The organism is Acidovorax sp. GW101-11A03 (genome assembly GCF_059424825.1).
On sequence record NZ_JBWKZU010000121.1, the window covers coordinates 1 to 4,923 of the forward strand.

A 4,923-nucleotide genomic window follows, 5' to 3' on the forward strand; every position below is an offset into this window, starting at 1 on the left:
GCGTTGCCCAGCGCTGCCTGCTCGGTGGCGTGCAGGATGGGGTAGGGCAGGAAGGGGCGTCTTTCAAACACCAGGTCCATCATGGCGCGGAAGGCTGCGGCGTCGTGGGCGACCAGCGGGCGCTGGCCTGCGTCGATACGCCGGTCCATGGTGCTGGGCTTGGGCGAGCGGATGCCATGGGGCGCGCCGATGAAAGCCACGCTGGCCACGCGCTCGGGATGCCGCAGCGCAAACAGCGCGGCGATGGTGCCGCCCATGGAGTTGCCCGCGAGGTGGGCCTTTTCGATGCCCAGCGCGTCCAGCAACGCGCCCAGGCGCTGGGTGTGGGCGGCGTAGTCATAGGGCTGATCCTCCAGCCGCGTGCTCTCGCCAAAACCGGGGAAGTCTGGGGCAACCACCCGGTACTGGCCGGTAAGGGGGCGCGCAAAATCCACCCAATGGTCCTTCTCCGCAAAAATGCCGTGCAGCAGCACCAGGGGCGTGGCGCCTGGGTTGCTGGGCGCCGGTTGGGAGGGCGCACCGCTGTCCAGGTAGTGGACGGTGTGCAGCGCGGCAGTGATGGTTTTTTCTTCCATGCCCGCGAGGCTGCGGTTGAGGTGAAGCAGGGGCTCCTTCAGCAGCGACGGCGCGCCGTAGTAGAAACCCACGCCGCCAATGGCGAGGGCGGCAGCAACAGAAATGAAGGCAATGCGTTTCAAGAACCAGTCTCCAATAGAACGATGGGGTGCCGTGGTGCTGCGCTGTGGGCGCGCGCCGGGGCCGACCAAGGCTACCGACAACCGTGCCGCAAGACTTGTAGGTTTGGGCTATGCCGCAGCGCAAGAACACCCTGACGCTGGGCGCTGACCGCGCGCTGTATACGGGCGAGATCCCGGCCACAGGCTGGCATTGCCATGCGTCGCCCGTGCTGCTGATGGGGCTCTCGGGCCGGTTTGCACTGCACTGGGGCGCGGGGCTGATGGAGACCTGCCACAGCGCGCTGGTGGATGCCGGGGTGGAGCATCTCTTCGACCCCTGCGGCGAGGTGGTGGCACTGGTGTACCTGGAGCCGGATTCGCAAGAGGCGCGCGGCCTGCGCAGCGTGTTCCAGCGGCAGGGTGGGGTGCTGCTGGATGTGGCGGCGCCGGTGGGGGCGCGTGCGGCCATGGAAGGCCATTTGCGTGCCTTCGATCTACCGGCCCTGCTGCACCGCCACCTGCTGCGGGCGGCGCCCCCGCTGGACCCGCGCGTGGCCCACAGCCTGCACGCCCTGCGCCGCCCGCAGCACGAGCAGGGGCGCCTGGCCCGGGCGGGGCTGGCGTCTGCGGCACAGCTGTCGGCCTCCCGCTTCAACCACTTGTTCCGCGCTGAAATGGGCGTGAGCCTGCGCAGCTACCGCGTGTGGTCGCAGGTGCGGCTGGCCATGGCCGGGCTGGCAGCCAGCCCGCGCCTGACGGATGCGGCGCTGCACGGCGACTTTGCGGACTCGGCGCATTTCAGCCGCATGTTCCGCCAGACCTTTGGCATGACGCCGTCGAGCGTGCTCAAACCGCTCAAGCAGGTCACGCTGATTGCATAAAGCGCATCACCCGCCTACACGCCGCGCCAGCGCGCTGGCGGTCAGGGCGCGGCCCGCTGACCATACATCTGCGGCCTGGCCATGCTGGTACACCGCTTCGCTCGCAGCGCGCAGCGCGCTGGCACCAGCGGCCAGATGTGCGCCCACCATGCCCGCCAGCACATCGCCCGTGCCCGCCGTGGCCAGCCGCGCATTGCCCGTGGGGTTGATGGCGGGGACGCGGCCCGGTGCGGCAATCACGGTGCCCGAACCCTTGAGCACAGCCACGCAGTTGAATTGGTCGGCGAGTTGTTGCGCGGCATCCAGCCGGTCGGCCTGGACCTCGGCGGTGGTCAGGCCCAGCAGGCGGGCAGCCTCCAGCGGGTGGGGGGTGATGACCGTGGGTTGCCCATGCTGGCCGCGCGCCACCACCAGCGCGTGCAGGGCGGCTTCGGCAGCGATGGTGTTGAGTGCATCGGCATCCAGCACCAGGCGCGCGGCGCGGGGGATGACCTCGGGGAGCACGCGTGCGATGGCTTGGCCGCCGCCGCAGCCGCAGACCATGGTGAGCTGTTCCAGTGCCAGCGCATCGAAGCGGCGGAACATCAGCTCGGGCTGCTGCGCGTCGAGCTCCTGGTGGCCGCTGTCGAGCAGGGCCACCAGCACCCGGCCTGCACCGTTGTGCAGAGCGGCCGATGCCGCGAGCAGGGCGGCACCCGCCATGCCCATGCCGCGCGCTGACAGGCCCTCGCCACCCACCACGGCCACGTCGCCAAAGCTGCCTTTGTGGCTGGCGTGGGCGCGCGGCGCGGGCAGTGGCGGGCCGCAGAGCCAGGCCGTGGGCGGCTCGTGCCCGGGGTGGGCGCCCAGGTCGTCCCACCACACCTGGCCCGCAGCGTCGCGCCCGGCGGCGGTGAACAGGCCGGGCTTGAGGGTCAGCAGGCTCAGCGTGTGGCGTGCCGGGTTTGGCGTGTGTGGATGGTGATGCTGCACAACCTGGGGTGCAAAGCCCGCTGCAAACTGGCCGGTGTCGGCATCCAGCCCGCTGGGCAGGTCCACCGCCAGCACGGGCGCCGGGGTGTGCTGCAGGGCGTGTTGGCAGGCCCGCAGTCGCGCATCGGGCACGCGGATGGGGGCGTGGGGCGATGAGGACACGCCGATGCCCAGCAGCGCGTCAATGCACAGATCCTGCGGGCCCAGGTCGGCGGGGGGCGTGTCGGCCCACGCCACGCCCGCAGCCAGGGCGCGTTGCCATGATGCTTTTGCGTCCGCCGGAGCCTTGTCGGGCTGGCCGAGCCAGGTCACCACCACCTGGCGGCCACTGCGCTGCAGGTGCATGGCGGCCTCCAGCCCGTCGCCGCCGTTGTTGCCGGGGCCGCAGGCAATCCAGACCGTGCGCGCGTGGGGCGCCAGGGCCTGGGCCAGTTGCGCCACGGCCAGGCCCGCACGCTGCATCAGGGTGTGCGGGGGCAGGGTGGCCGCCGCCGCCTGCTCGATGCGGCGGGTGGCGGCGGTGTGGAACAGCGGGTGGGGTTGGTGGGGGGTGATGCGGTGCATGGTGGCGGCAGGTGCTGCACGGCGCCATGCCGTGCGCCTGCCATTGTGCGTCGCCACCCCGGGGGCGACAACGCGCCTGCGTCAGAACTGCCGCATGCCCAGGCCGTCCAGCGGCACCTCGGGCGCTCGCTGTGCCATCAGGTCCGCCAGGGCCCGCGCGCTGCCGCAGGCCAGTGCCCAGCCCCCGGCGCCGTGGCCGGTGTTGAGCCACAGGCCCGGCACGCCGCTGGCGCCCACCACCGGGGCTCCGTCGGGCAGCAGGGGGCGTGCGCCCCGCCAGACCTGCACGCCGGACGAGAGCTGCGCAGCGCCCGGGAACCAGTCGTTGAGCGTGCGGTACAGGCGCTGCAGCGTAGCGGCGTGGTGCTCGGCGTCGGCACCCGCCAGTTCGGCGCCGCCCGCAATGCGCACACGCTGGCCCAGGCGCGTCATGGAGATCTGCTGGGCCACATCCACCACGCTGGCCTGGGGGGCATGGGTGGATTCGCGCAGTGGGGCGCTGACGGAGTAGCCATACACCGCCGCCATGGGCAGGCGCATACCCAGCGCGGGCAGCAGCGCGGCCGAGGCCGTGCCGGCGCACAGCACCACGGCATCAAAACGCCGCAGGTCGCTCTCGCCCTGCACTACCACGCCGACCGGGGTGGTCCCGATGCGATCGATGCGGGTGTTGAAGGCAAAGTGCACGCCCGAGCCCTGCGTGCCCTGGCGCAGCAGCTGCGCAAACAGGCGGCAGTTGCCAGCGCGGGCATCGGGCAGGTGGATGGCACCGGCCAGCGGCGCCTCGGGCGACAGGCCGGGCTCGATCTGGCGTGCGATGTCGGCATCCACTTCGCGCAGGGCCACGCCGCTGTCGCGCAGCACCTGCAGGGCGGGCTGGATCTGGGCGCATTCTTGTTCCGTGCGCAGCAGCACCAGGCGGCCTACGCTGGCCTCAAAGTCGAGTTCGTGCCGTTGGGCCAGGGCCTGTAGCCGGCTTTGGCTGTATTGCGCCAGGCGCTCCAGCGCCGCCGCGGGGGCGCTGCTGGCGTGTGTGGCGCTGCGCCAGCGGCTGAGCCAGGCCCAGTTGGCCCGGCTCAGCCCGCCGGAAAGCCGCAGCGTGGCGTGTGGCCCCATCAGCCGCAGGGCGTGGCCGAATCCGGGCACGGCCCAGGGGCTGAGCAGGTGGGGGGCGAGCAGGCCTGCTGTGGCAAAGCTGGCTTCTTCTGCGGCGGCGCTGCGTTGTTCAAAAACGGTGACTTCGTGGCCGTCGCTGGCCAGCTCGTACGCGGTGGTGACGCCGACAATTCCGGCGCCCACGATGGCAATCTTCATGAAATTTGGGTGTTTTTGGCCTCTTGCGCCTGTTGGTAAAGCGCGAGCAGCTATTATTTTTGTAGTGTTTGTTCGATCTGCAGGCCCACGTTGAGCACGGTGTCGTCCCGCAAGGCCCCGTGCCAGACCATCAGGCCCACCGGGAGTTCCCCCGCTGCATGGCAAGGCAGCGACAGCGCGCAGCCGTCCAGCAGGTTGACCACGCTGGTGTTGCGCAGCAGCAGGTTGTTGACGCGGAAGAATTCGGCGTCGCGGGCGGCGTCCTGGGCTTTGTCCATGCATTCTGCGGGGGCGACATCGGCCAGGAGCGGTGCCAGGATGGGCACGGTGGGCGAGAGCAGGGCGTCGTAGGGCGCCATGTCGGCGAGCATGCGGGCGATCCATTGCTGGCGCGCCTGCAGCAGGTCGATGTATTCCCAGGCCATCAGCGTGGCGCCTTTTTCGATGCGCATGCGCACGCGGGGGTCGTAGCGGTCGCCCGCGCGCTGCAGCAGCGCGCGGTGCCAGGCGTAGGC

5 protein-coding genes are annotated in these 4,923 nt (G+C 70.9%); 1 reads left to right on the plus strand and 4 read right to left on the minus strand.

Annotation, left to right across the window (positions count from 1 at the left end; genetic code table 11):
• On the minus strand, positions 1-698 hold a 698-nt coding region (locus tag AC07Z7_RS24765), incomplete at its 3' end, for an alpha/beta fold hydrolase (RefSeq protein ID WP_494768001.1).
• 110 nt (positions 699-808) lie between these two features.
• Here AC07Z7_RS24765 and AC07Z7_RS24770 point away from each other — a divergent pair.
• Positions 809-1,558 (plus strand): helix-turn-helix transcriptional regulator, encoded by a 750-nt coding sequence (locus AC07Z7_RS24770; RefSeq protein WP_494768002.1) that lies wholly within the window; start codon positions 809-811, stop codon positions 1,556-1,558.
• Positions 1,559-1,564: 6 nt separating this feature from the next.
• Here the strand turns inward: AC07Z7_RS24770 and AC07Z7_RS24775 are convergent, their stop codons facing one another.
• From AC07Z7_RS24775 to AC07Z7_RS24785, 3 genes are all read right to left on the minus strand, one after another.
• Positions 1,565-3,094 carry an NAD(P)H-hydrate dehydratase gene (locus tag AC07Z7_RS24775; RefSeq protein ID WP_494768003.1) on the minus strand — a complete coding sequence of 510 codons (1,530 nt, stop codon included), beginning with the start codon at positions 3,092-3,094 and terminating at the stop codon, positions 1,565-1,567.
• Positions 3,095-3,175: 81 nt separating this feature from the next.
• Complete coding sequence (locus AC07Z7_RS24780; RefSeq protein ID WP_494768004.1) at positions 3,176-4,408, minus strand: FAD-dependent oxidoreductase; 1,233 nt, start codon at positions 4,406-4,408, stop codon at positions 3,176-3,178.
• Positions 4,409-4,461: 53 nt separating this feature from the next.
• Positions 4,462-4,923 (minus strand): amidase family protein (locus AC07Z7_RS24785; RefSeq protein ID WP_494768005.1); only part of this gene is annotated, 462 nt, incomplete at its 5' end.